The 25,663-nt window shown below is 61.0% G+C and carries 20 protein-coding genes; 14 read left to right on the top strand and 6 right to left on the bottom strand.

Going from position 1 to position 25,663, the window contains the following annotated elements:
• Positions 1-7: 7 nt before the first annotated feature.
• Positions 8-2,668, bottom strand: coding sequence for a pyruvate dehydrogenase (acetyl-transferring), homodimeric type (gene aceE, locus EB809_RS13445; RefSeq protein WP_123635343.1), 2,661 nt, complete (start codon positions 2,666-2,668; stop codon positions 8-10).
• A gap of 442 nt (positions 2,669-3,110) precedes the next feature.
• Here aceE and EB809_RS13440 point away from each other — a divergent pair, with 442 nt between their 5' ends.
• From EB809_RS13440 to EB809_RS13425, 4 genes are all read left to right on the top strand, one after another.
• Complete coding sequence (locus EB809_RS13440) at positions 3,111-3,863, top strand: (Fe-S)-binding protein (RefSeq protein WP_123635342.1); 753 nt, start codon at positions 3,111-3,113, stop codon at positions 3,861-3,863.
• Positions 3,860-5,296, top strand: a complete 1,437-nt coding sequence (locus tag EB809_RS13435; RefSeq protein WP_123635341.1) for a LutB/LldF family L-lactate oxidation iron-sulfur protein — start codon at positions 3,860-3,862, stop codon at positions 5,294-5,296. Before EB809_RS13440 ends, EB809_RS13435 begins: the two co-directional genes overlap by 4 nt.
• A complete protein-coding gene (locus EB809_RS13430; RefSeq protein ID WP_123635340.1) occupies positions 5,293-5,925 on the top strand; it encodes a lactate utilization protein C in 633 nt (210 codons plus the stop codon). Before EB809_RS13435 ends, EB809_RS13430 begins: the two co-directional genes overlap by 4 nt.
• A gap of 384 nt (positions 5,926-6,309) precedes the next feature.
• Positions 6,310-7,686, top strand: a complete 1,377-nt coding sequence (locus EB809_RS13425; RefSeq protein WP_123635339.1) for a KamA family radical SAM protein — start codon at positions 6,310-6,312, stop codon at positions 7,684-7,686.
• A gap of 501 nt (positions 7,687-8,187) precedes the next feature.
• Here EB809_RS13425 and EB809_RS13420 read toward each other — a convergent pair.
• Both EB809_RS13420 and trxA read right to left on the bottom strand, forming a co-directional pair.
• Positions 8,188-8,514, bottom strand: coding sequence for a hypothetical protein (locus EB809_RS13420; protein ID WP_123635410.1), 327 nt, complete (start codon positions 8,512-8,514; stop codon positions 8,188-8,190).
• A gap of 28 nt (positions 8,515-8,542) precedes the next feature.
• Entirely contained in the window at positions 8,543-9,406 is an 864-nt protein-coding gene (trxA, locus tag EB809_RS13415) for a thioredoxin (protein WP_123635338.1), read from the bottom strand.
• 185 nt (positions 9,407-9,591) lie between these two features.
• On the opposite strand from trxA, the gene lon reads away from it, so the two are divergent.
• Complete coding sequence (lon, locus tag EB809_RS13410) at positions 9,592-12,021, top strand: endopeptidase La (RefSeq protein ID WP_123635337.1); 2,430 nt, start codon at positions 9,592-9,594, stop codon at positions 12,019-12,021.
• A gap of 243 nt (positions 12,022-12,264) precedes the next feature.
• On the opposite strand, the gene EB809_RS13405 is transcribed toward lon, so the two are convergent.
• Positions 12,265-13,836, bottom strand: a complete 1,572-nt coding sequence (locus EB809_RS13405; protein WP_123635336.1) for a PAS domain-containing methyl-accepting chemotaxis protein — start codon at positions 13,834-13,836, stop codon at positions 12,265-12,267.
• 291 nt (positions 13,837-14,127) lie between these two features.
• On the bottom strand, positions 14,128-14,637 hold the full coding sequence (locus EB809_RS13400; protein ID WP_123635335.1) for a MarR family winged helix-turn-helix transcriptional regulator: 510 nt from the start codon (positions 14,635-14,637) through the stop codon (positions 14,128-14,130).
• 548 nt (positions 14,638-15,185) lie between these two features.
• Between EB809_RS13400 and EB809_RS13395 the strand changes: the two genes are divergently transcribed.
• The 6 genes from EB809_RS13395 (at position 15,186) to EB809_RS13370 (ending at position 21,286) form a co-directional block, all read left to right on the top strand.
• Positions 15,186-16,079, top strand: a complete 894-nt coding sequence (locus EB809_RS13395; RefSeq protein WP_223807965.1) for a TPR end-of-group domain-containing protein — start codon at positions 15,186-15,188, stop codon at positions 16,077-16,079.
• Positions 16,080-16,280: 201 nt separating this feature from the next.
• On the top strand, positions 16,281-17,393 hold the full coding sequence (locus tag EB809_RS13390; RefSeq protein ID WP_123635334.1) for a branched-chain amino acid ABC transporter substrate-binding protein: 1,113 nt from the start codon (positions 16,281-16,283) through the stop codon (positions 17,391-17,393).
• Positions 17,394-17,604: 211 nt separating this feature from the next.
• Positions 17,605-18,534 carry a high-affinity branched-chain amino acid ABC transporter permease LivH gene (gene livH / locus EB809_RS13385; RefSeq protein ID WP_123635333.1) on the top strand — a complete coding sequence of 310 codons (930 nt, stop codon included), beginning with the start codon at positions 17,605-17,607 and terminating at the stop codon, positions 18,532-18,534.
• Positions 18,534-19,826 carry a high-affinity branched-chain amino acid ABC transporter permease LivM gene (locus EB809_RS13380; protein ID WP_123635332.1) on the top strand — a complete coding sequence of 431 codons (1,293 nt, stop codon included), beginning with the start codon at positions 18,534-18,536 and terminating at the stop codon, positions 19,824-19,826. Before livH ends, EB809_RS13380 begins: the two co-directional genes overlap by 1 nt.
• Positions 19,819-20,574, top strand: a complete 756-nt coding sequence (gene livG, locus EB809_RS13375) for a high-affinity branched-chain amino acid ABC transporter ATP-binding protein LivG (protein ID WP_123635331.1) — start codon at positions 19,819-19,821, stop codon at positions 20,572-20,574. The genes EB809_RS13380 and livG overlap by 8 nt, the downstream gene beginning before the upstream one ends.
• Before the next feature lie 10 nt (positions 20,575-20,584).
• On the top strand, positions 20,585-21,286 hold the full coding sequence (locus EB809_RS13370) for an ABC transporter ATP-binding protein (protein WP_123635330.1): 702 nt from the start codon (positions 20,585-20,587) through the stop codon (positions 21,284-21,286).
• Between the two features lie 69 nt (positions 21,287-21,355).
• Here the strand turns inward: EB809_RS13370 and EB809_RS13365 are convergent, their stop codons facing one another.
• Entirely contained in the window at positions 21,356-21,784 is a 429-nt protein-coding gene (locus EB809_RS13365) for a hypothetical protein (protein ID WP_123635329.1), read from the bottom strand.
• A gap of 312 nt (positions 21,785-22,096) precedes the next feature.
• On the opposite strand from EB809_RS13365, the gene EB809_RS13360 reads away from it, so the two are divergent.
• From EB809_RS13360 to EB809_RS13350, 3 genes are all read left to right on the top strand, one after another.
• A complete protein-coding gene (locus EB809_RS13360) occupies positions 22,097-22,558 on the top strand; it encodes a DUF3015 domain-containing protein (protein ID WP_123635328.1) in 462 nt (153 codons plus the stop codon).
• A gap of 88 nt (positions 22,559-22,646) precedes the next feature.
• Positions 22,647-24,527, top strand: coding sequence for a DUF4105 domain-containing protein (locus tag EB809_RS13355; RefSeq protein WP_223807959.1), 1,881 nt, complete (start codon positions 22,647-22,649; stop codon positions 24,525-24,527).
• Positions 24,497-25,381, top strand: coding sequence for an alpha/beta hydrolase (locus EB809_RS13350; RefSeq protein ID WP_123635327.1), 885 nt, complete (start codon positions 24,497-24,499; stop codon positions 25,379-25,381). Before EB809_RS13355 ends, EB809_RS13350 begins: the two co-directional genes overlap by 31 nt.
• The last annotated feature ends 282 nt before the right edge of the window (positions 25,382-25,663 follow it).

The following is a 25,663-nucleotide window of genomic DNA, read 5'->3' as shown; positions in this document are numbered from 1 at the left end:
GGTCTCCTTAGCTCTTCACCGGATTGGGTTTATTGCGATCGATCCCGTACTTGCGCATCGCGTCCAAAACCTGCTCCTGTTTGATGTCTCCGTCGACCGACAGCGCGCTCAGGGCCGCCACCACCACGTGGTAACGGTCCACTTCGAAGAAGCTGCGGAGCCGTTCCCGGGTATCGCTGCGACCGAAGCCGTCGGTGCCGAGCACCTCATAGTGGGTCGGCACCCAACGGCGGATCTGGTCGGCGTAGAGTTTCATGTAGTCGGTGGACGCCACCACCGGGCCCTTCTGTTTCTCCAGGCACTTGGTGACATAGGACTGCTTGGCCTTGTCGTCCGGGTGCAGCTTGTTCCAGCGATCCACATGCTGCCCGTCGCGAGCCAGTTCGTTGAAGCTGGTGACGCTCCAGACGTCGCTGGCCACGCTGTAATCGTCCCGCAGCAGCTTGGCGGCTTCGCGCACCTCGTTGAGGATCGCGCCGCACCCCAGCAGCTGGACCCGGGGCGTTTTCTTGCGGCCTTTCGTCTCCACCGATTCCAGCTTGTACATGCCCTTGACGATGCCGTTCTCGATGCCCTTGGGCATGGCCGGCTGCAGGTAGTTCTCGTTCATGATGGTGATGTAGTAGAAGACATTTTCATTGTCCTCGTACATCCGCTTCATGCCATCGTGAACCACCACCGCCATCTCGTACGCGTAGGCCGGGTCGTAGGCCACGCAGGTGGGAATGGTCTGGGCGAGGATGTGGCTGTGACCGTCCTGGTGCTGAAGCCCCTCGCCATTGAGCGTCGTGCGCCCGGAGGTGCCGCCCATCAGGAAGCCGCGGGCCTGGATGTCGCCGGAGGCCCAGGCCAGGTCGCCCACGCGCTGGAAGCCGAACATGGAATAGAAGCTGTAGAACGGAATCAGCGGGAAATCGTTGGTGCTGTAGGAGGTGGCGCAGGCCATCCAGGCCGCCATGGAGCCGTCCTCGGTGATGCCTTCCTCGAGGATCTGGCCTTGCTTGTCCTCCTTGTAGTACATGATCTGGTCGCGATCCTGGGGCGTGTACTTCTGCCCTTCGGAAGTGTAGATCCCCAGTTGCCGGAACATGCCTTCCATGCCGAAGGTCCGCGCCTCGTCCGGCACGATCGGTACCACCCGTTTACCGACCCGCTTGTCCTTGGTCAGCGACGTCAGCAGACGCACGAAGGCCATGGTGGTGGAAATTTCCCGGTCGCCGGAGCCTTCCAGCAGGTTGCTGAAAATATCCAGCTCCGGGATCTTCAACGGCTGGCTGTCCTTGCGACGCTTGGGATAGAAGCCACCCAGCTCCTGCCGGCGCTTCTTCATGTACACCATCTCGGGACTGTCCGGCGCCGGGCGGTAGTACGGCACGTCCTTCAACTCTTCATCCTTGAGCGGAATGCCGAAGCGATCGCGGAAGGCCTTGAGTCCATTGATGTCCAGCTTCTTCAGGGAATGAGCCGTGTTCTGCGCCTCGCCAGCAGCACCGAAGCCGTAGCCCTTGATGGTGTGTGCCAGGATGACTGTGGGCTGGCCCTTGTGGTGGACCGCATCGTGATAGGCCGCATACACCTTGTAGGGATCGTGGCCGCCGCGGTTGAGCTGGCCGATGTCCTCGTCGGACAGGTCCTCGACCATTTTGGCCAGTTCCGGGTAGCGGCCGAAGAAGTTCTTGCGGGTGTAGGCCGCGCCGTTGCTCTTGAAGTTCTGCAGGTCGCCGTCGCAACACTCGTCCATGGTCCGCTGCATGATGCCGTCGGTATCACGCTCGAATAGCTGGTCCCACATGCGGCCCCAGACCACTTTGAGGACGTTCCAGTTGGCTCCACGGAAGACGCCTTCCATCTCCTGGATGATCTTGCCGTTGCCCCGTACCGGGCCATCCAGGCGCTGCAGGTTGCAGTTGATCACGAAGATCAGGTTATCCAGTTTCTCACGTCCGGCCAGGGCGATCGCACCCAGGGTTTCCGGTTCGTCGCACTCGCCGTCACCGACGAAGCACCAGACGTGGCGATCACCCATATCGACCAGCTCGCGACTGTGCAGGTACTTCATCACGTGGGCCTGGTAGATCGCCTGGATCGGCCCCAGACCCATGGACACCGTCGGGAATTGCCAATAATCCGGCATCAACCAGGGGTGGGGATAGGACGACAGCCCGTTGCCATCCACCTCTTCCCGGTACTTGTCCAGATGTTCTTCGTCAAAACGTCCTTCCAGGAAGGAGCGGGCGTAGATCCCGGGCGACGAATGTCCCTGGAAGTAGACCAGATCCGATTCCTGCTTCTCGTTCCCGGCGTTGAAGAAGTAGTTGAAACCCACGTCGTAGAGCGTGGCCGCGGAGGAAAACGAGGAGATATGGCCGCCCAGTTCGCCCGGTCGCTTGTTGGCCCGCAGGACCATCGCCAGCGCGTTCCAGCGGATCAGTGAGCGGATGCGGCGTTCCATGAACAGGTCACCCGGCATGCGCGCTTCCTGGGTGACGGGAATCGTGTTGCGGAACGGCGTAGTGATCGAATAGGGCAGCGGAGTGCCGTCTTTGCTGGCCCGTTCCGACAGGCGCTCCAGGATAAACTTGGCACGCTCGATTCCTTCATTCTCGATCAGGGAATCCAGCGCCTCCATCCATTCCTGGGTTTCGATAGGATCTTCGTCCTGATACATCCAACCCTCCTCGTAAGGCGTCAAATTGTTGGTGCAGGGAATCACTGTCCGGGTCCGAAACTGCGGCGATACGGCCGGACCCCGTGAGCGGCCGACTGCCCCTGAAAAGGCGGGAAAGCCTCGCAAAACGCTCCAATAAGCATAGAACAGGTTCGATATCTTGCAGGCCGATACCATAGACCGGCGACGTCCCCACGCAGGGACATTGACGAGCGGATTCGCTCGGGAGGCAACACGCTCCATGGGTTTGTCGCCGAACCCGGGCAACGGTTCCACAGACAAACCGATGGGGCGCTGAATGCGGCTGGAAAGTCCCACCTTGGCGCTTTGGGGCCGGCATCCACAAGGGGCCTGCGACCAATGTCTGAGCCCGCGAGGTTCTATCTTGCCTCGATAGCACACTAGTCTATACAAAGCATCCTCACTAACGCCGGGTTACTGCATGAACGCTCCTGCGATCCATCGCGTTTATCTTTTTGGCACCTGCCTGATTGACGTTTTCCATCCCCGGGCCGGCATGGCGGCCGTGCGTCTGTTGGAACGGGAGGGCATCGAGGTGGTCTTCCCGGAAGAACAGACCTGCTGCGGGCAACCGCCCTACAATTCCGGCTACGATGACGAAGCCCGGGCTGTTGCCCGCCGGGTGGTGCGCCATTTCAATGAGCCGATCCCCGTGATCGTGCCCTCCGGCTCCTGTGCCGGGATGTTGCGCCACCATTATCCCAGCCTGCTGGCCGATGGGCCGTTGGCCGAAGCCGCCCAGGATCTGGCCGCGCGCACCTACGAGCTGCATGAATTCCTGAACCGGGTGCTGCAGGTGACGTGGCAGGATCATGGCGATCCGGTGAAGATCGTCATGCACACCTCCTGCAGTGCGCGCCGTGAAATGGGCGTGCGCGAGGACGGGCTCGCCCTGCTGAAACAGCTCAAGGGCGTGGACGTCTGCGAGCCGGAAAACGCCGAAGCCTGCTGTGGGTTCGGCGGCACCTTTGCCGTGAAGATGTCGGACATTTCTGCGGCGATGGCCACGGACAAATGCAGCGCCATTCGAGCCACCGAGGCAGACCAACTCCTCAGCAGCGACTGCGGCTGCCTGCTCAACATTGACGGTATGCTGCGTAAACAGGGCGCCAATCTGCCGGCCGAGCACCTGGCCGAATTTCTCTGGAAGCGGACCGGAGGCGACACCCCATGAGCGGCTTCACCGACCACCCCGACCAGGACTTCGGCGTCCGCATCCACGATGCCCTGGGCGATGCCGAACTCCGGGAAAGCTTCCATGGCGCCATGACCTTCCTGCGGGACAAGCGCCGCGCCCAGTTTCCCGACGCCGACGCTTTGGAAACCCTGCGCGACAGCGGCGCCGCCATCCGCGACCGGGCGCTGGCCCAGTTGCCGGACCTGCTGGAACAGCTGGAGGACCGCTGCCGGCACAACGGCATCCAGGTGCACTGGGCCGAGACGGCGGGCGATGCCAACCGCATCATTACCGGATTGATCCGGGCGGTGAACGGCCAGCGCATCGTCAAAGGCAAATCCATGGCGACAGAGGAAATCGGCCTCAACACCGCGCTGGAAGACGCCGGCTTCACCTGCCTGGAATCGGATATGGGCGAGTACATCGTCCAGCAGGCCCATGAAACACCGTCCCACATCATCATGCCGGCCATCCATCGCAACAAGGCCAGCATCGCCCGCCAGTTCGCCGAGCAGATACCCGAAACGCCCTACACCGAGGATGTGGATGAACTGATCGGCACCGGCCGCCGGGTATTACGCCGGGCGTTTGCCGAGGCGGATGTGGGCATCTCCGGGGTGAACTTCGCGATCGCCGAGACCGGTACTTTGTGTCTGGTGGAGAATGAGGGCAACGGTCGCATGTCCACTACCGTGCCGGACACGCACATTGCCGTCATGGGCATCGAAAAAGTCATCGAGAAGCTGACCGACCTGCCGGACCTGATGCGCCTGTTGCCCCGCTCCGCCACCGGTCAGGCCATCACCACCTACGTCAACATGATCAGCGGACCGCGCCGGGAAGACGAATGCGACGGCCCGAGGCAGGTCCATCTGGTCCTGGTCGACAACGGCCGCAGCCGCATCTACGCCGACCGCCAGTTGCGGGCCACGCTACGCTGCATCCGTTGCGGCGCCTGCATGAATCATTGCCCGGTGTACGAGCGGCTGGGCGGTCACGCTTACGGCACAGTCTATCCCGGCCCCATCGGCCAGGTTGTGATGCCGCAGTTATTCGGACTCGACCACGCCGGCAAGCTGACCCAGGCCTGCAGCTTGAACGGCGCCTGCGGCGAAGTCTGCCCGGTACGAATTCCCCTGCCCGACCTGATTCGTCGCCTGCGCCATGAGGGCGTCAGCGCCGATCCCGCCAGCCCGGTTCGTGGGCACGGCCGCCAGCGGCGGGTCGGCGAGGCGCTGATCTGGCAAGCCTGGCAATGGATTCACACCCGGCCGGCGGTCTATCGGCTGGTGACTCGCGCGGCCACCCGCGCCCGCCGCCTGTTGCCGCCCCTGCCGCGGGCCTGGACCCGCCATCGAGCGCCGCTCGAACCGGCAGAGCGCAGCTTCCAGGAGTGGATGCGTCACCATAAGAAGGATCACCGCCCATGAAACCCCGCGATCGTATCCTGTCCCGACTCCGTCATGGGCGCGCCGCGTCGCCGGCAACGCCGTATCCGGCACCGGAGACAACCGCCGTTACGCCCTCAGCGCCGAACATCGACAGCATGGTCTCGGCCTTGGAAGCCGCCCATGCGCAGGTGTTCCGGATGGCCGAGGCCGACTGGCCGGATCATCTGGCCTCACTCGCGACCGAGCGGAACTGGCAGCAGTGGTGGGTCGGCCGCGACGAAGCCGCGGCCACCTGGCAGGCACACGGTTCGGCCCCGTCCGTGACCGTGTTTGATGACTGGGACGGCCAGAAAGCGGCCCTGTTCGATTCAGCACCCATCAGCCTCAGCCAGGCCCAGGGCGGGATCGCCGACACTGGCACCCTGATTGTGGAAAGCCGGCCCGAGGCCCCTCGCACCCTGTCCCTGGTGCCACCGGTGCATGTCGTCATCGTGCGGGAAGACAGCCTGTTTCCGGACATGCCGGCGGCCATGGTCTATTACAGCCGCCACGGCATGCCCACCAACCTGATCTTCATCTCCGGCCCGTCCAAGACGGCGGATATCCAGCAGACCATGGCGTACGGTGCCCACGGTCCGCGGGAATTGATCGTTTATCTTTGTCGTTGAATCCGCCGCCAGCGGTCTTCAAGACATCATCGGGTCGCGATGGGTTGGCCCTTCACTCCCCCGCTTTCCATTTTGACACGAAATATTTTCGTAACGCCCCGCCAGTATCCTTGCATAATTTCCACCGAAATTTCGCAAACTTACCGAGAAGTGCACGGCTAAACGACTGTCGGCACTGAAAATTTAATTAGACCTGAAAATATTGAGGCAATTCGGTATACTCCGCTTCCCGATTTGTACCGGGGCAAAAGGAGGGAGTCACAGCCAGAGGAACACCGCGTCTACCGCGCGCTCGACAGCGCGTTGCCGTCCCTTTTTTGCCTCAGCCATTTGCCAGCGGCGTCACAGAAACGCCGCCCGAGTCAACAGGAGAGAGGGAGGCCTATGAATTCAATCGTTAACGCCCCTGAAACGTTCTCTGCACGCATTCCCACCGTCGAATTCGAGGAACGTCGTTTCCAGGTCTACACCGACCGCCAACTGGACAAGATCGAAGCCATCCAGTCGCTGCCTGAAGAGACCCTGTTCGAGATGAAGGTGGTCTCCAGCGTCCTGCCTTTCCGTGTCAACGAATACGTGATCAACGAGCTGATCCAGTGGGACAAGGTGCCCAACGATCCGATCTACCAACTGGTCTTCCCCCAGCGCGAGATGCTCAAGCCCGAGCACTACGAGCGCATGGCGGACATGCATCGCAGCGGCGCCGACAAGAAGGACATCCAGGCCGTCGCCAAGGAAATCCGCGACGACCTGAACCCGCACCCGGCCGGCCAGATGCAGATGAACCTGCCCAAGCTGGACGGTGAAGTGCTCGAAGGCGTGCAGCACAAATACCGCGAAACCGTGCTGTTCTTCCCGTCCCAGGGCCAGACCTGCCACTCCTACTGCACCTTCTGTTTCCGTTGGGCCCAGTTCGTGGGTGACAAGGACCTGAAGATGGCCAGCACCGACGCGGAGAAGCTGCACGGCTACCTGCGCAACCACACCGAAGTGACCGATCTGCTGGTCACCGGCGGCGATCCGATGGTCATGAAGACCAAGAACCTGGTGCAGTACCTGGAGACGCTGCTGGAGCCGGAGTTCGATCACATCCAGACCATCCGCATCGGCACCAAGGCCCTGACCTTCTGGCCGTATCGTTTCGTGACCGACAAGGACGCGGATGAGCTGATCGACCTGTTTGCCCGCCTGGTGGAAGGCGGCAAGCACGTGGCCATCATGGCCCACTACAACCACTGGCAGGAAATCACCACCGACATCGCCGAAGAAGCGATCCGCCGCATCCGCGCCACCGGTGCTGAAATTCGCGCCCAGGGCCCGATCATCAAACACGTCAACGATGACGCCGACGCCTGGGCCAAGATGTGGAAGAAGCAGGTCAAGCTGGGCATCATCCCCTACTACATGTTCGTCGAGCGGGACACCGGCGCGAAGAACTACTTCGAGCTGCCACTGGCGCAGGCCTACGAGATCTACCGCGAGGCCATGAAGAACGTCTCCGGCCTGGGCCGCACAGCCCGCGGCCCGTCCATGAGTGCCGGCCCGGGCAAGGTGGAAATCCAGGGTATTGCCGAGATCAAGGGCGAGAAGGTGTTCGTCCTGCGCTTCCTGCAGGGCCGCAACCCGGACTGGGTGCAGCGCCCGTTCTTCGCCAAGTACAGCGATACGGCCACCTGGCTGCACGAACTGGAGCCGGCCTTTGGGGAAGAGAAGTTCTTCTTTGAGGACGAGTATGAAGCGATGCGCAAGGGGAATGGCTAAGCCGTTTCACCTGTGAGCGAGAAGCCGGGCCATGTGTCCGGCTTTTTTGTGAACGGCAGATGTGAGAAGCCAATCCAGGCACGAGCCAATGTAGCCGAAACTTCAGAGCGTGTTGCAAAAGCTCCAGGGATGTAGGCTGGGCTGACGAAGGAAGCCCAACAATAAGCGGGCACCGGATGTTCCCGTTATCGCGGGCAGGCTTGGAACATGGGTTCTTAAAAACCGGCCTCGCGAACCTTGGATTGGATGGGATTGGCCGCAAACCCGGCTTGTTGGGCTTCCTGCGTCAGCCCAACCTACAATGCTGCCTCAGTCCGAAACGACCCTGCGTTTTGCTCGAAAACCCGGTCGAAGCCAATGGGCGCCATCGCTGGAGCAGAGGACAGGATGTCCTCGTCGCATAAGCGGCCACGGACGGCCCTCTTAGGCGACGGAAGCGATGGCGCCCATTGGCTTCAGGCACCCGATCCGAGCAAGCTACCAAGCCAATCATTAAACGTTTTACCCACGACGCCCACGCTTCGGCACAAACCCTTCCGGCTTGTCCCGTAACCAGTCAACGAACGTGCGCAGGTCGTCCAACTTCATCAGCTTGTCCCGGGTGTTGTAGTGCATGCCCAGCTCGTACTCCGAGCAGGTGCCGTGGATGGCGTTGTGACAGGGACGGCAGACCCACAGGGTGCGGGTGATCATGTCGTCACGGGTGAAGAGTTTCTGGAAGCGCTTCTTGCTGTGTAGGCGGCGGGGGATCAGGTGGTGTCGCGTGAGCTTGGCGACAGGACGTTCGCAAAGCTCACAGCGATCCGGTTGCGGGGGCAGTTTCAGCATCATGGGTCACCGGCTGCGCCCCGCCCCGTCAGTGCATCAGGGTATACAGCTTGCGGCGGTAGGTCCGCACATCGGGGTTGGTGTTGCCCAGCTTGTCGAACAGCTCGACCAGTGTCGTTTTGGCCACCCCGTCCTTATAACCCGCATCGACCTGCATCAGGCGGATCAGCAGCTCCATCGCCTGGGCGTTGTTTTCCTTGATAACGTGCTGCAGGGCCAGCTGGTGCAGCGCTTCGCAACCCTTCGGATCCGCCTCCAGACGCTTCTCCAGATCCGCCACCGGCGCCAGTTGCCCGGCCTGTTCCATGAACTTCAGGCGTGCGGCCAGCTGGCGGGCATGAGGCTGCATCTTGTCTTCCGGTGCCAGGCTGTCGAGGATCTGCTGGGCGGTCTCGGTATCGCCGAGCTCCGCCTTGATCTGCGCCAGATCGATCAGCACGGCGATATCCTCCGGGTCCGACTGGTTCAGGCTGGTCAGGATTTCCAGTGCGCCATTCAGGTCGCCTTCTTCCCACAACCGGTTGGCCTTGTCGTGAGGGTTTTCCTCCGGCGCCTCGACGTGCTTATCCAGCACTTTGCGAATTTCGCTCTCCGGCAGCGCGCCGTTGAAGCCATCCACGGCCTGGCCGTTCTTGACCAGCAGGATGGTCGGCAGGCTGCGCACGCCCAGGTGGCCGGTCAGTTCCTGCTGCTCGTCGGCGTTGACCTTGGCCATCAGGAACGCCCCCTTGTATTCGTCCGCCAGCTTTTCCAGGACCGGCATAAGCTGCTTGCAGGGCGCGCACCAGTCGGCCCAGACGTCCACCAGAACCGGCGTCTGCATGGACGCCTGCATGACCTTGTCCTGGAAGTTGTCGAGGGTGGCTTCAAATACGTAGAGAGACTCGCTCATGGGTGCAAACCTTGTCCGGAAAGGAAATGTCATCAGGAAACTATATCAAACCGTAGACCTGTTATGGCGCCAATGGCCGGGAATTCAAGCGGGCCTCAACCAGCAACCTTGCGCCGCTTGAAATTCCCGGCTATGCCGTCACATACGGAAGAGACAGAGCCTCTGAATAAGGACGCCTAGTGATCATGACCGATACCCATCACGACGACGATGACACCATGGAGTACATCGGCAAGGACGAGAACCGTCAGAGCCTTGCCCTGCCCCAGCAGATGATGCCCAAGCGCATGTACCTGCTGCCGGTCCAGAACCGACCGTTCTTTCCGGCCCAGGTGCAGCCGGTGGTGGTCAACCAGGACCCCTGGCAGGAAACCCTCAAGCGCGTGAAAGAAACCGATCATCAGGTCCTGGGCCTGTGCTTCGTCGACGCCGACGAGGAAATGGCCGTTCCCGAGAGCGATGACCTGGAGATCATGGGCTGCGCCGTACGGGTCCACCAGACCCAGCGCGAAGGCGGCAAGATCCAGTTTATCGCCCAGGGGCTGCAGCGCTTCCGCATCGTCCAATGGCTGCGCCGCAAACCGCCGTACCTGGTGGAAGTCAGTTATCCACAGGAGCCGGAAGAGGAAGCAGACGAGCTCAAGGCCTACACCCTGGCCATCATCAGCGCCATCAAGGACCTGCTGCGCAGCAACCCGCTCTATGGCGAAGAAGTGAAGCAGTACCTGTCCCGCTTCGGGCCGGACGACAGCTCGCCGCTGGCCGATTTCGGCGCGTCCATGACCAGCGCCAAGGGCCCTGAGTTACAGGACGTCCTCAACACCGTGCCGCTGCTGCGGCGGATGGAGAAAGTCCTGCTGCTGATGAAAAAAGAGCAGGAAGTGGCCCGTCTGCAGGCGGAGATCAACGAAGAGGTCAACACCAAGGTCCAGAAGCACCAGCGGGAATTCTTCCTGCGCGAACAGCTGAAAGTCATCCAGCGCGAGCTGGGCATGGCCAAGGACGACAAAACCGCCGATGTGGAAAACTTCCAGGCCCGCATGGACAAACTGGATCCGCCGGAGCACGTCCAGCAACGCTTCAAGGACGAACTGCAGAAGCTGTCGGTGCTGGAACAGGGCTCGCCGGAATACGGCGTCACCCGTAACTACCTGGACTGGCTGACGCAGGTGCCCTGGGGCCAGCATTCCGAGGATCACTTCGACCTGAAACAGGCCCGCGAGGTGCTGGACCGGGACCATGACGGCCTGGAAGACGTGAAGGACCGCATCATCGAATTCCTGGCCGAAGGCGCCTATCGGCAGGAGGTTTCCGGTTCAATCATCCTGCTGGTCGGCCCGCCCGGCGTGGGCAAGACCTCGATCGGTCGTTCAGTCGCCGATGCGCTGGGACGCCAGTTCTACCGTTTCAGTCTGGGCGGCATGCGGGACGAGGCCGAGATCAAGGGCCACCGCCGCACCTACATCGGCGCCATGCCCGGCAAGCTGGTGCAGGCCCTGAAAGACAGCGGCGTCGACAATCCGGTGATCATGCTGGATGAGATCGACAAGATCGGTGCGTCCTTCCAGGGGGATCCGGCGTCGGCCCTGCTGGAAACCCTGGATCCGGAACAGAACAAGGATTTCCTGGACCACTATCTGGATGTGCGAATGGACCTGTCCAAGACGCTGTTCATCTGCACCGCCAACCAGTTGGACACCATCCCGCGGCCGCTGTTGGACCGGATGGACGTCATCCGCTTGTCCGGCTACATCGCCGAGGAAAAGCTGCTGATCGCCAAGCACCACCTGCTGCCGCGTCTGCTCAAGCGGTCCGGTCTGCTCAAGAAGCAGCTCAACATCACCGATGCAGCCATCCGTCAGGTGATCGAGGGCTATGCCCGGGAGGCCGGCGTGCGCAACCTGGAGAAGCAGCTGCACAAGATTGTCCGTAAAGGCATCGTCAAACTGCTGGAAGAGCCGGATACGCCCGTGAAGGTGGGCGTCAGCGACCTGCCGGGCTACCTCGGCCAGCCCTATTTCAAGAAGGAGAAATCCCTCAAGGGCACGGGCGTGGTCACCGGCCTGGCCTGGACGGCAATGGGCGGCGCCACCCTGAGCATCGAGGCTTCGCGCATCCATTCCAGCCAGCGTGGTTTCAAGCTGACCGGACAACTGGGCGATGTCATGCGCGAATCGGCGGAGATTGCCTACAGCTATGTGTCGTCCAACCTGAAACGCTACAAGGGTGATCCCGCGTTCTTTGACAAGTCGTTCGTCCACGTGCACGTGCCAGAGGGCGCCACGCCGAAAGACGGGCCCAGTGCCGGCGTGACCATGGCCACGGCCCTGCTGTCGATCGCCCGCAAGGAGGCGCCGCAGGCCGGTATCGCCATGACCGGGGAACTGACGCTGACCGGACAGGTCCTACCGGTTGGCGGTATCCGCGAGAAGGTCATTGCGGCCCGTCGGCAGAAGATCAACACGCTGATCCTGCCGGAAGGGAACCGGGGCGATTATGAGGAATTGCCCGGGTACCTGCAGGAAGGTCTGGAGGTCCATTTTGCGAAGCACTATGCCGATGTGTACACGGTTTGTTTTGGCAACAAACCCCGGCGTGGAGCGAGCGTGCACTGACGAAGTGCATCGGCCCGGAAGCCACGATTGACGCGGCTTACAGCATAACGGATTGCCCGTACGCGCAATCCACTATGGCTCAGAACGGGGCCGATACTTACACTTCTAACCATTGGATTTCATCGCATTCGCGTCGAATTCCTGTCATCTGAGAAGAGCCCATTAGGCGTCCAATTTGGACGCCTTTTTTTGCTCCAAAAAAAAAGGGCACCGCTCGGGATGCCCTCCCTTTGTCGCGCCGGTTTACCGCCGGCCGATAAACCGTGCCACCAGATCCCGCAGGCCATCGGAGAAACGCATCAGTTCCTCGCTGACCTTGTCGGCGGTTTCCGCGCGATCGGTGCTGCTGTCCGCCAGCTCTGCGATATTGACCACCTGCCGATTGATCTCCTCGGACACCTGGCTCTGCTGCTCAACAGCCGCGGACATCTGCAGGAAACGATCCGTAATCCGACTGATCGCCTCGACAATTTCATTCAGGGCCCGCTCGGATTCGCGCACCTTGTCCAGGCCGGAGCCGGCCACGACCTCACCGTCACGCGCCGTGCTCACGGCGGTATCAACCTGGTGGCGGAAGTCTTCGATCACGCTGTGGATCTGCGACGTGCTTTCCCGCGTACGGGCCGCCAGTGAGCGCACTTCATCCGCGACCACTGCAAAACCGCGCCCCTGCTCGCCAGCCCGGGCCGCCTCGATCGCGGCATTCAAGGCCAGCAGATTGGTCTGTTCCGCGATGTCGGAGATCAGCTTGGCCGCCTGGCCAATGCTCTCTGTGGACTGCCCCAGCGTTTCCACCGCATTGCCCACTTCGTGGACCCGTTCAACCAATACCTCAATCGCTTTCAGCGCCTGACGCGACAGCTCCATGCCCTGGGAGGCATGCTCGTTGGCCGCTTCCGCTTCCTTGGCATTGCGACCGACGTTCTCCGCCACTTCCTGGATGGACGCCGTCATCTCGTTGATCGCCGATGCGGTCTGGTCCGTTTCCGAACGCTGCCTGGCAATGTAGCCCGCGCCCTCGTTGATGGCCTTGTGGCTGGTAGAGGCGTGATTGGCCAGAATACCGGCCTGGTCCTCAATCCGAGCCAGGGCCGTGCGCAGGCGTGCCTCTTCACTGATCAACAGCATGGCCAGCTCACCGAAGCGACCGCGCTGGTCGGTGTAGGTCAATGCGATCAGCGGGTCGGCAAAGGCATCTTTCCGGAGCCCGACAAGCCCTCGCATGCGATTGTCGATCATGCCACGGAGGGTGAAGCCCGCCGCGAGATGCCCGATCACAATCACCGCGGTGGCCACCGCGGGCGACGCCCACTGCACCGCCGCCACACTCGCGATCAACGAGACCAGCAGCGGCAGGGCGACGACCAGCACGTTACGCAGGTTCGCCAGCTTGATGACGCCGGTCTTGCCCGCGTTGAGTTTCCGGTAAAGATCGGTCGAGCGGCGCTTCTGCTCCTCCGACGGCGACGTGCGTACCGACTCGTAGCCCACGATCTTGCCACCTTCACGGACCGGCGTGACGTAAGCGCTGACCCAGTAGTGGTCGCCGTTCTTGCATCGGTTCTTGACCACACCCATCCAGGCCTTGCCAGCCTTGAGTGTGTCCCACATGTGCTTGAACACCGACTGCGGCATATCCGGGTGTCGAATGATGTTGTGGGCCTGCCCCACAAGCTCATCACGGGAGAAACCGCTGATAGCCACGAATTCGTCGTTGCAGTAAGTGATCACCCCCTTGAGATTAGTGGTGGTGATCAGGCGGCCGTCCTCCGCCATTCGAACTTCGCGCTGGGTAACGGGAAGGTTACGTCTCATAGACTGATTCAATCCTTGTTGTTTGCCACTCGACACGCTTCCTTCGGTGCCTCTGTAGCAACTATAGACCCTAATTTGGAATATCCAGGTTTCCGGGGCACGCGCATCAAATCACGACACCTGTCCAGCCATTCCTGATCCAGGTCAAGAAACGCCGTAACCGTATGTAACGATTACAAAACAGCACAGGCAGGGACAAACGGGATACAAGCATTCCCGGCCGCAGGTATCGGCCAGGTGCGCTGAATATTTAGGGAGGGAAATGCATAAAAATGTGAAAGATGACCGACTTCAGCCCGCAGATTGCTTCTTACGACCCTTCCAGCCATCTTCACGATTGATCGGCCCAACATCCAGGACCGGCGAAGCGTCAATGCTGTCGGCATCCATCATGCTGGCGACGCGCTGCAGGGAGGCGACGATCATGCTCTGCTCCCATTCGTGCAGGCTCTGGAATTTCTGGATGAAGTCTTCCTGTAGCGGCTGGGGCGCTTGGGCGAGCAACTCGGCGCCGTCTTCCGTCAGGTGCGCATGGACCTTGCGCTTGTCCGTAGTGCTGCGCACCCGGTAGACCAGCTTGCGGTGTTCCAGCCGGTCCAGGATGGTGGTTACTGTTGCCTGACTCAGGCTGACCTTGTCGGCGATGGTGCCAATGGTCACCTGCCCCAGGTCGCGGATGGTCCGCATGATCAGCAATTGCGGCGCGGTCAGGCCGGCATGCTTACTGAGGCGTTTTGAGTGAAGATCGGTGGCCCGGATCACCCGACGAAGAGCGACAAGCACCTGCTCATAGTTGTTCATGACTGTATCCCACGCTACCGGCTCGGCGAGCTCGCGATTATAGTGCGCTATCTTTTTTGAGTACAAAACTTTGCTGTCAGACATCCCTACAAAAAGCTTGTTGGACGCCGGCTGTGCAGACGGATACGGAAATCGTTTGACGCCTTCCCGAGGCGGACGGACATTACGGACTGCCCGAGGCCCCCTGTGGCGGTCTACACTGTCCTGAAGTTGTCCGCATTGCGGACGCGGCGCACAGGATTTCACAGGACCAATATTTATAACTCTAACTATTCATTCGTTTAAAGTCTAATCAGCCTTGTAAGGCACCCTTTGCCCGAGTCGCGCTACTGAGGCACTATGCTCTGGCCTGGGTTCGGGTGTGTCATCTGTATTGACAGAGAAACCCCGTGCAAAACTTTATGCTTCAAAACAAACACAGGACGGTCATGACGACGCTGATTTCCCGCTTCTCTGCCCCACGCGCCTCCCGCGCGCTCCACTGGCTGCCCCCCGCCCTGACCGGGTTGTGGCTGACGATGGCTGCGGCCTCAATACACGCACAGGACATGGAGACGCCGGATACCGATACAGCCGCCGCGTCCCAGACCGGCGAGCCGACGAAAGTCACGGCAGAAGACGTCAAAGAACGCATCGACCACCTGAAAGAACCGATGTACAACCCCTTCATTGAGCGCTACCTGCTGGACCAGGTGAAAGACCTGCGGACCGAAATCCAGAGTACCCGCGCCGAGCTGATCGAAAAAGTGGTGGACAAGGAACTGACCGTCGCCGACAAAACCATGTCCTACGCCACCGACACGGTGACCTACTTCTTCTACCTGATCGCCGGGGCCACCTCTATTCTCGTCGTCATCGGCTGGAATTCCATCCGGGATATGCGCAACCAGTTGGCCAGCGTGGCAGAGAAGCGTGTGAACGAACTGGTGGTGGAATACGAGAAGCGGCTCAAGTTCATTGAGGAACAGCTGCAGCAGAAATCCGACATCATCAACCGCAACCAGGAAGAAATCGAACGCACCAACGAAGTGCATTCTCTGTGGCTCAAGGCCAGTCAGGAAACATCGCAGCAGAACAAGATTGCGGTGTATGACCAGATTCTGGATTTGCGTCCGGACGATGTCGAAGCGCTCAGCTACAAGGCCGACGCCGTGCTGGAACTGAACGAGCCGCTGTGGGCGATCAGCCTGTGCCTGCGCGCCCTGAAGCTGGCGCCGGACAACGGCCACCCCCACTACCAGTTGGCCTGCGCCTACGCCGAGATTGGCCGCTGGGAAGACGCCATCAAGAGCCTGGCCAGCGCCATCGAGATTTCCGAAGCCTACCGGGATGACGCATCGGTGGATCCCAGCTTTGCCCGGCTCAAGGATTTCGAACAGTTCAAGCAGCTGATCAACCCGGAAGAGATCGAGGAGACCGACACAACACCCCCTTCCGCCTGATGCTGGCACGATCCCTGCCTGATTAACGCACATCGCGCCCCGGACCCGGCCGATGAATTCATCATCATTCACCGGGGCGCTTTCTTGACAACGTTCAACGTGTGGTGTTTGTTAGTCTCATCGCTACGCGCGCAGAGGCTCGGCGTGGCTGAAAAAACACCAAAAATGTTCTCAGTGATCTTTAAGGCAGGACACACCAAAATGAAAACCAAATTGAACAAGCTTGTAGTCGGGGTAGGCGCTTCGCTGGCTGTGATGGCCGCAGGGACCGCGAATGCGGACATCAAGATCGGTATCGCAGGCCCGATGACCGGTCCGGTAGCCCAGTACGGCGACATGCAGTTCTCTGGCGCGCGCATGGCCATCGAGCAGATCAACGCCAACGGCGGCGTGATGGGTGAAAAACTCGTTGCCGTCGAGCAGGACGATGTGTGTGACCCGAAACAGGCGGTTACGGTCGCTAACAACATGGTCAACGACGGTGTTCGTTTCGTCGTGGGCCACCTGTGCTCCAGCTCCACCCAGCCGGCCTCCGACATTTACGAGGACGAAGGCGTCCTGATGATCACTCCGGCGTCCACCAGCCCGGCGATTACCGATCGCGGCTATGAGCTGGTCTTCCGCACCATCGGCCTGGACAGCATGCAGGGCCCGGTTGCCGGCAACTACATCGCCAGCCTGAAGCCCCAGCGCGTGGCGGTCATCCACGACAAGCAGCAGTACGGTGAAGGCATCGCCAGCGCGGTCAAGTCCACCCTGGAAGACGACGGCATCAACGTGGTGATGTACGAAGGCATCACCGCCGGCCAGAAAGACTTCTCTTCCCTGGTCACCAAGCTGAAGCAGGCCAACGTGGACTTCGTCTACTACGGCGGCTACCACCCGGAGCTGGGTCTGATCCTGCGCAAGGCGCAACAGGCTGGCCTGGACGCCCAGTTCATGGGCCCGGAAGGCGTGGGTAACAAGGACATCAACACCATCGCCGGCGACGCAGCCGAAGGCCTGCTGGTCACCCTGCCGCCGAGCTTCGACCAGAAAGCCGAGAACCAGAAGCTGGTCAAGGCGTTCCAGGACAAGGGTGAAGACCCGTCCGGTCCGTTCGTGCTGACCTCCTACGCCGCAGTTCAGCTGATTGCCGACGGCATCGAGAAAGCCGATTCCAAGGATCCGTATGAAGTGGCTGCCGCCCTGCGCGAAGGCACCTTCGACACGCCGATCGGCGAAGTTCAGTACGACCAGTCCGGCGATCTGAAGTCATTCGACTTCGTTGTCTACAAATGGCATTCAGATGGCAGCAAAACTCCGGTAAAATAATCACCGTTAAAAATCGGTAATGGACGATGAAGAAGGGAACGGCCCATAGCCACGCCCTTCTGAGGACACCTTCCCCTCACGAGGGGGAAGGTGTTTTTTTGGAACCCCGGCAAGCATTCATGGATGTAAAGCGTTTGAGCACTGTGCCACAAGCAGCTTTCTGTCCGTGTGATCGCCAGCCGGGGTTTTTCTTTATCGGAGTTTTCCCACAATGCACGACGTAATGTACTTTCTCCAGCAGCTGATCAACGGGCTGACGGTGGGAAGCGCGTATGCCCTGATCGCCATCGGTTACACGATGGTGTACGGCATCATCGGCATGATCAACTTTGCCCACGGTGAGATTTACATGATCGGCGCCTACGTGTCGCTGATCGTGATCACCGGCCTGGCCGTGACCAGCCCTGCCTGGATCCCGCTGGTCCTGCTGGTCGCCCTGATCTGTGCCATCATCGTTTCCAGCTCCATGGGCTGGGCGGTGGAGCGCATCGCCTATCGCCCTGTCCGCGGACAACACCGTCTGATCCCGCTGATCTCCGCCATCGGCATGTCCATCTTCCTGCAGAACTACGTTCACCTGGCCCAGGGCTCGCGCAACATCGGCTTTCCGCTGCTGATCGAGGGCGGCATTTCTCTGGGTGGCGGCGAAGACGGCACCTTCCAGGCCAACCTGTCGTACATGCAGCTGACGATCTTCATTGTCACGCTGATCTGTATGACCGGTCTGTCCCTGTTCATTTCCCGCTCCAAAACCGGTCGCGCCTGTCGCGCCGTGTCCCAGGATCTCAAGATGTCGAGCCTGCTGGGCATCGACACCAACCGTATCATTACCGCGACCTTCGTGATCGGCGCCTCCCTGGCGGCTGTCGCGGGGCTGCTGCTGGGCATGTATTACGGTTCGATCGATCCACTGTTCGGCTTCATTGCCGGCCTCAAGGCCTTCACCGCAGCGGTTCTGGGCGGTATCGGCAGCATTCCGGGCGCCATGTTGGGCGGCCTGGTGCTGGGGGTCGCCGAGAGTTTCACGTCGGGCTACCTGAGCAGTGAGTACAAGGACGTGGTCTCGTTCGGCCTGCTGATCCTGATCCTCCTGTTCCGGCCTACCGGCCTGCTCGGCAAACCGGAAGTGGAGAAGATTTGATGATTGCACAGAATTTCCGGCATGCGCTGTTCTGCGCATTCATAACACTGGTTATTTCCTACCCCATCCTGGGGCTGAACCTGGAGGCCCAGGGCATCAGCATCAAGCTGACCGGCGCCGAAACCCAGACCTATGTGGGAATCGCCCTGGCCGTGCTGATCGTGTTCCTGTTCCAGCTTTTCCGTCCGGCGATCCTGGGCGGGCTGGGCCGTGTAAAAGCCCTCAATCCGCTGGTGGACCGCCAGCCGATGCCGCAGGAAAAACGCATCCGGTTTGAACGCGTCGCCCTCGTCCTGATCGTGCTGGGCGCCATGTTCTGGCCGTTCATCGCCTCACGGGGCGCGGTCGACCTGGCCACACTGGTCCTGATCTACATCATCCTGGGCCTCGGCCTGAATGTGGTGGTGGGCCTGGCCGGCCTGCTGGACCTGGGCTATGTGGCCTTCTATGCGGTCGGTGCCTACACCTTTGGCCTGCTGTCCCAGTATTACGGCTTCTCCTTCTGGATGTCCCTGCCGATTGGTGCCGTGCTGGCCGCTGCGTTCGGCTTTGTGCTCGGCTTCCCGGTCCTGCGACTGCGGGGCGACTACCTGGCCATCGTGACGCTCGGATTTGGTGAAATCATCCGCATCCTGCTGAACAACCTGACGGACCTGACCAACGGCCCGGACGGCATCGGCGGCATCCCGGACCCGACCCTGTTCGGCATGGAATTCGGTCGTCGGGTGAAAGTCGAGGGCAACACCTCGTTCCACGAAGTGTTCAACATTCCCTACGACAGCACCCACAAGGTGATCTTCCTCTACCTGATCACCCTGATCCTGGCGGTGTTCACCCTGTTCATCATCCGCCGCCTGATCCGCATGCCGGTCGGGCGCTCCTGGGAAGCCTTGCGGGAAGATGAAATCGCCGCCCGTTCACTGGGTCTGAGCCGGACCGCGGTCAAGCTGTCCGCCTTCACCATCGGCGCCTTCTTCGCCGGGTTCGCCGGCACCATCTTCGCGTCCAAGCAGGGCTTTATCAGCCCCGAGTCGTTTGTGTTCCTCGAGTCCGCCATCGTGCTGGCCATCGTGGTGCTGGGCGGTATGGGCTCGCAGCTGGGGGTTATCCTGGCAGCGATAGCCGTCACCATCCTGCCGGAGCTGGCCCGTGAGTTCTCGGAATACCGGATGCTGGTGTTCGGTGCCGCCATGGTGCTGATGATGGTCTGGCGCCCGCAGGGGCTGCTGCCCATGACCCGGGTCCACATCAACCTCAAGAAACAGGAAGCGGGAGTGACTGACCATGCTTGAAGTACGCGACCTGTCGATGCGTTTCGGCGGCCTGCTGGCCGTCGATCAGGTGTCCCTGGATGTGGGCGAGCGAGAGATCGTGTCCATCATCGGTCCCAACGGCGCCGGTAAGACCACGGTGTTCAACTGCATCAGCGGTTTCTACCGGCCGACCGGCGGCAAGATCACGTTCAAGGGCCGCCCGATCCAGGGCAAGCCGGATTACAAGATCTCCCGCATGGGCATGGTGCGGACGTTCCAGCACGTCCGCCTGTTCAGCAAGATGACGGTGGTGGAAAACCTGCTGGTGGCCCAGCACCGTCACCTGAACACCAACCTTTTCTCCGGTCTGGTCAAGACGCCGGACTACCGCAAGCGCGAGGAGAAGTCCCTGGAGCGGGCCGCTTACTGGCTGGAGCGTGTGGGCCTGATGGAGATGGCCAACCGCGACGCCGGCAATCTGGCCTACGGTCAGCAGCGCCGCCTGGAAATTGCCCGCTGCATGGTGACCGAGCCAAACGTGCTGATGCTCGACGAGCCGGCCGCTGGTCTCAACCCGAACGAAACCCGGGAGCTCAACGAGCTGATTGTCAGCCTCAAGGAGGACTATTGCGTCTCCGTGCTGCTGATCGAGCACGACATGAGCCTGGTCATGGGCATTTCCGATCGCATCAACGTCATCAACCAGGGGCGTCCCCTGGCCAGTGGCACGCCGGAGGAAATCCGGTCCAACGACGATGTGATCAAAGCCTACCTGGGCGAGGAGTAAGGGAGACACCATGCTGGTACTAGAAAATATCCATACCCATTACGGCAAGATCGAGGCGCTGCACGGCGTCTCTGTCGAGATCCAGAAGGGCGAGATCGTTTCCCTGATCGGCGCCAACGGCGCAGGCAAGACCACGTTGCTGATGACCGTGTGCGGGGATCCCCAGGCCAGCTCCGGCCGGGTCCTGTTCAAGGGCGAAGACATCACCCACAAGCCGACGGCCCAGATCATGCGCTCCGGCATCGCCATCGTGCCGGAAGGGCGTCGCGTCTTTCCCGGCCTGACGGTCGAGGAAAACCTGCACATGGGTGGGTTCTTCACCTCCAAGCAGGAGATCCGCAAGAGCCAGGACCACGTGTTCGAGCTTTTCCCGCGTCTTAAGGAACGCCGCAACCAGCGCGCCGGCACCATGTCCGGCGGTGAGCAGCAGATGCTGGCCATCGGCCGGGCCCTGATGACCAAGCCGGAGATGATCATTCTCGACGAGCCGTCACTCGGCCTGGCGCCGCTGATCATCAAGCAGATCTTCGAGATCATCAGCACCCTGCGCGACGACGGCATCACCGTCTTCCTGGTCGAGCAGAACGCCAAGCAGGCGCTGAAGCTCGCCGATCGGGGCTATGTGCTGGAAACCGGACGCATCCGCCTCGAAGACAGCGGGGCCAACCTGCTGGCCAACGAGGACGTGCAAAAGGCCTACCTCGGCGGCTGACACCCTCCGAGCAGGCACAAAAAAGCCGGGCAATGCCCGGCTTTTTATTGAGCGGAAGACGCGAGAGACTCAGTCAACGCTCTTGATGGTGCCCTTGTACCCTTCTACGGTCACGTCGATTGTGCCGTAAACCAGGTAGTCCTGCTTCTTGACGGTGTAGCGCGGAGCCACAATCACGTCAGCACCTGAGGACTTGATGGCGTTGTAGGCGGCAGCGGCCTTGACCGGTGCTACCGCATCCAGAACAGACAGCGCAGAGCCGCCACCCTGACCGTACGCCACGCCATCGGCGTACTCGTTGTCACCACCAACGGTGAAGAACAGGATCTTGGTCGCGTGGGACTTGCCGGTGATTTTCTCACCCACATCGATATCGGCCTTGATATCGGTGCTTACAGTACCCGCCAGCGGTACCGGAGTGGAGCTGACGTTCATGGAGCTACAGCCGCTCAGGGCGCCGGCCAGCAACAGGCTGGATGCAATCAGTGCTTTTTTCACAACTACTCTCTCCGTGTGACATAAATGAGCCGTCTTGGCGGGGCGCACTATAAATAAGTGACCGGCATATTACAAATAATAAATTAAAAATTCTTTTTTATAGCGAAAAAGAATATATGTTATCGCCGTGTTCATTTTTTTACTTCTATTATCAGTCAATTGTGGCCGATTTAATCATTACGCCGCAGATCTGAACTATACTCGGAGCAACGGTCAGGTACGCCGCGACATACAAAGCGGAAAGAGCAGAAACGTCAGGGCCGTTAGTCAATGTTTTCAGATCGATGACATAACACGACAAGGAGTTGGACAATGAAAAAACTGATCGCAGGTGCCATGCTTCTGGGTGCATCCAGTCTTGCCTTTGCACAGCCGGGTTGTGGCGTTGGCGCCATGATCTGGAAGGGCCAGTCCGGTATTGCCCCCCACGTACTGGCCGCCACGACCAACGGAACGCTGGGTAACCAGACCTTCGGTATGACCACCGGTACCTTGGGCTGCAACACCAACGAGTCGATCCAGTCCATGGCCATGTATATGGACAGCAACGTCGACAAGGTTGCGCGTGACATGTCTCGCGGCGAAGGTGAGAACCTGGACACCCTGGCGGTACTCCTGAACATCGACAAGGCGGATCGCCCTGAATTCCGCAAGCTGATGCAGGACAACTTCGCCACCATCTTCCCGTCCTCAGACACCACCTCAGACCAGGCGGTTTCAGCCATCGTTGCCCTGATGGAATCCCATGAGGGACTGAGCAAGTACGTCGCCTAACCAAGACAGGCGCCACGGACGGTAACCGGCACCAGGGACGGTGCCTCAACCGGCTTCGGCCAACCTACCCAGAACCATCCGAGATGACATGCAACGACGTCTGATGTCGGGGCGCACTCCCCGTTTGCTGGCCGCCTTTTGCACACTATTGTGTCTGTCCAACGCCGAGGCTTCCGAACCACTGGAGCAGCTGGCGCATGATCCCGTCTGGCTGAACCTGGGGCACTACCGGCCCGACCTGCTCGGCGGCTATACCTCACAAGCCGATGACGATGCCTTTTTCCTGAGTCCGGAAGGCAAGGATTCACCGCTGGCCGAACTGAAGGCGACACTCACCGCCATCCAGGCTCCAGGTTCCGGCGATGATCACGCCCGCTGCCGCTTTCCCGCCCGGGATCAGTGGCTGCGCACGCAGCTCGATATGCCCGCACCGCCCGCCGACTGCCCGGCCTATGAAACCTGGCGCGACGAGCTGAACACCAAGACCGTCACACTGGTCTTTGCGGCCTCCTACCTGAACAGTCCATCGTCCATGTTCGGGCATACCTTCCTGCGACTGGATCCGGCCGATACCCGCGATCGCGATGCGGACCTGCTGCTGGCCAGCACCGTCTCCTACGCGGCCGATGCCTCGGCCCACGACAGCGAGATCATGTTCGCCTATCGAGGGATTTTTGGCGGCTACCCGGGCATCACCTCGGTCAAGCCCTATTACGAGAAGATCAAACTCTACTCGGACATCGAAAACCGCGACCTGTGGGAATACCGTCTGAACCTCACCCCGGAAGAAACCGACCGGCTGCTGGCCCACGCCTGGGAAATCCGGGACAAGAACTTCGACTACTACTTCTTCGACGAGAATTGCGCCTATCGGCTGCTGGCACTGATCGACGTGGCTCGCCCCGGCACACAGCTCTTGGACGAAGTCAACACTCACGCTATCCCGTCGGACACGGTCCGCTGGGTGGTGGATCATGACCTGGTGGCTTCGGTGAACTACCGGCCGTCCTCGGCCACCGTCGTTGCGCATTACCTTGAGCAGCTCTCACCGGAGGAGCGGGATCTGGCCGCCGACCTCGCCGAGGGATCCCGCACGGTGGACAGCCCGGAGGTTCAGGCCCTGCCGGATGAAGATCGGGCGCACGTGCTCGACGCCACCTACGATTACGTCCGCTACGAAGCCCATGAGGAAGAGTGGCCCCGCGACAGGGCAGCCCCGCTGTCCTACGACCTGCTCAAGGCACGCAGCCAAATCGACGATGCCGAACCGCTGAAACAGCCGCCGGAACCAGCGGTGCGCGACGACCAGGGCCACGACACCTTTCGCGCCAGCGTCGCCGGCGGTCGCCAGGGCGACCGCAACTTCGTCCAGCTGACCCTGCGCCCGGCCTACCACGACATCCTCGATCCGCCCGAAGGCTATCGTCAGGGTGCCCAGCTGCAGTTCCTGCGCCTGGATACCCGCTATTACACGGATAAAGACGAGTTGCAGCTGGAGAAATTGATCGGCGTGGAAATCCGCTCCCTGTCCGTGCGCGACCGCTTTTTCACTCCCCTGTCCTGGCAGGTAGGCTTCGGTGCCCGGCGGACCGACATCGAATCCGGCAACCGGGTGCTCGCCCCTTACCTCGACGGCGGTGCCGGCTTCGGCTGGGCCACGTCCGATCAAAGCCAGATCTACGCCATGGGGACCGGCGACCTGGAAATCGACGACGACCTGGACAAGGGCTACGACCTGGCGCCCGGAGCCGATCTGGGCTGGCTGTACCAGGGGCATCGGGTCAGCGTGACCGGCGGCGTCAAAAGCAAGGCCTGGCTGATCGGCGACGGCGACCGGGAAGACATTGCCTACGCCAGCCTCGGCTGGCACCTGGAGCGCAACATCGGCTTGAGCGCCGGCTGGGAACGCAAACACCATTTCGAAAGGTATGACACCACATGGCAGATCGGAATCAACGCCTACTTCTGAGCCTTTGCCTGTCGCTAACGCTGCTGTCGCTGGGCGGTTGTTCGAGCCTGTTCTTCTACCCGGACAGCACGGTCTACATCACCCCGGACCGGCTTGACCTGGACTACCGGGATGTCTATCTGGATACCGTCGACGGTGAACACCTGCACGGCTGGTGGCTGCCCGCAGAAGGTGAGGATCACGGCACGGTCTACTACCTGCACGGCAACGCCCAGAACATGAGCAGCCATATCCTCAACGTCGCCTGGCTGCCCCGGGAAGGCTATAACGTCTTCATGATCGACTATCGCGGCTTTGGCGAGTCGACTGGTGATCCGGATATCGAAGGCGCCCTGGCGGACACCGAGGCCGGTTTTCGCTGGCTCGTCCAGCAGCCGGACAGCGGCCCGTATTATCTGCTGGGCCAGAGCCTGGGCGGCGGATTGGGGTTGATGCTGGCCGCCGAATGGACCCGGCGCCAGGAGCAACCGCCACTGACGGCCGTGGTGCTGGACAGCACGTTCGCCGGCTTCCGCGCCATCACCCGGGAAAAACTGGACAGCTTCTGGCTCACCTGGCCGTTCCAGATCCCGCTGAGCTGGACCATCCCGGACGACTACGAGGGCGTCGACCACATCGCCGAGATCAGCCCGGTGCCGCTGATGGTGATTCACAGCATCCGCGACGGGATTATCCCCTTCCACAACGGCACAGCCCTCTACACCGCTGCCAGAGAGCCCAAGCAGTTCCTGCAGACGGACACGCCCCATGCGTCGACGTTTGTGATTCCGGCGTATCGGGATGCGGTTGAAAGCTTCTTGAAAGAAGCCGCGGCGGGGGAGATTGCCGTAAGTTCGAAGGACCCAGATCACTAACTCGACGTTCCATACGGTTACGTGGGCACCTGGCGGCGCCTCAGAAGCTGAAGCATCGGCTACACGCTCGGGGTTAACGCAGAATGTCGCCGACGCATTAGCTTCGGAGCAGCCTGCAAGGCTGCCCTCTCTTTCGGCGCCGACCAATCGCCAGACACATCGGGATAGGGGGGAGCCTTCTGGCTCCGCCCCTCCCACACCACCCGGCAAGCGGGTCCGCACCGGGCGGTTCGAGAAGTTGAGGTTTACGAGAGACGCGGCACGCCTAACCGGTCGAAGTGG

It is taken from the genome of Marinobacter sp. R17, from assembly GCF_003789045.1.
Lineage (GTDB): Bacteria > Pseudomonadota > Gammaproteobacteria > Pseudomonadales > Oleiphilaceae > Marinobacter_A > Marinobacter_A mangrovi.
The sequence above is the reverse complement of the archived record's forward strand: the minus strand, read 5'-3'. Positions and strand labels throughout refer to the sequence as shown.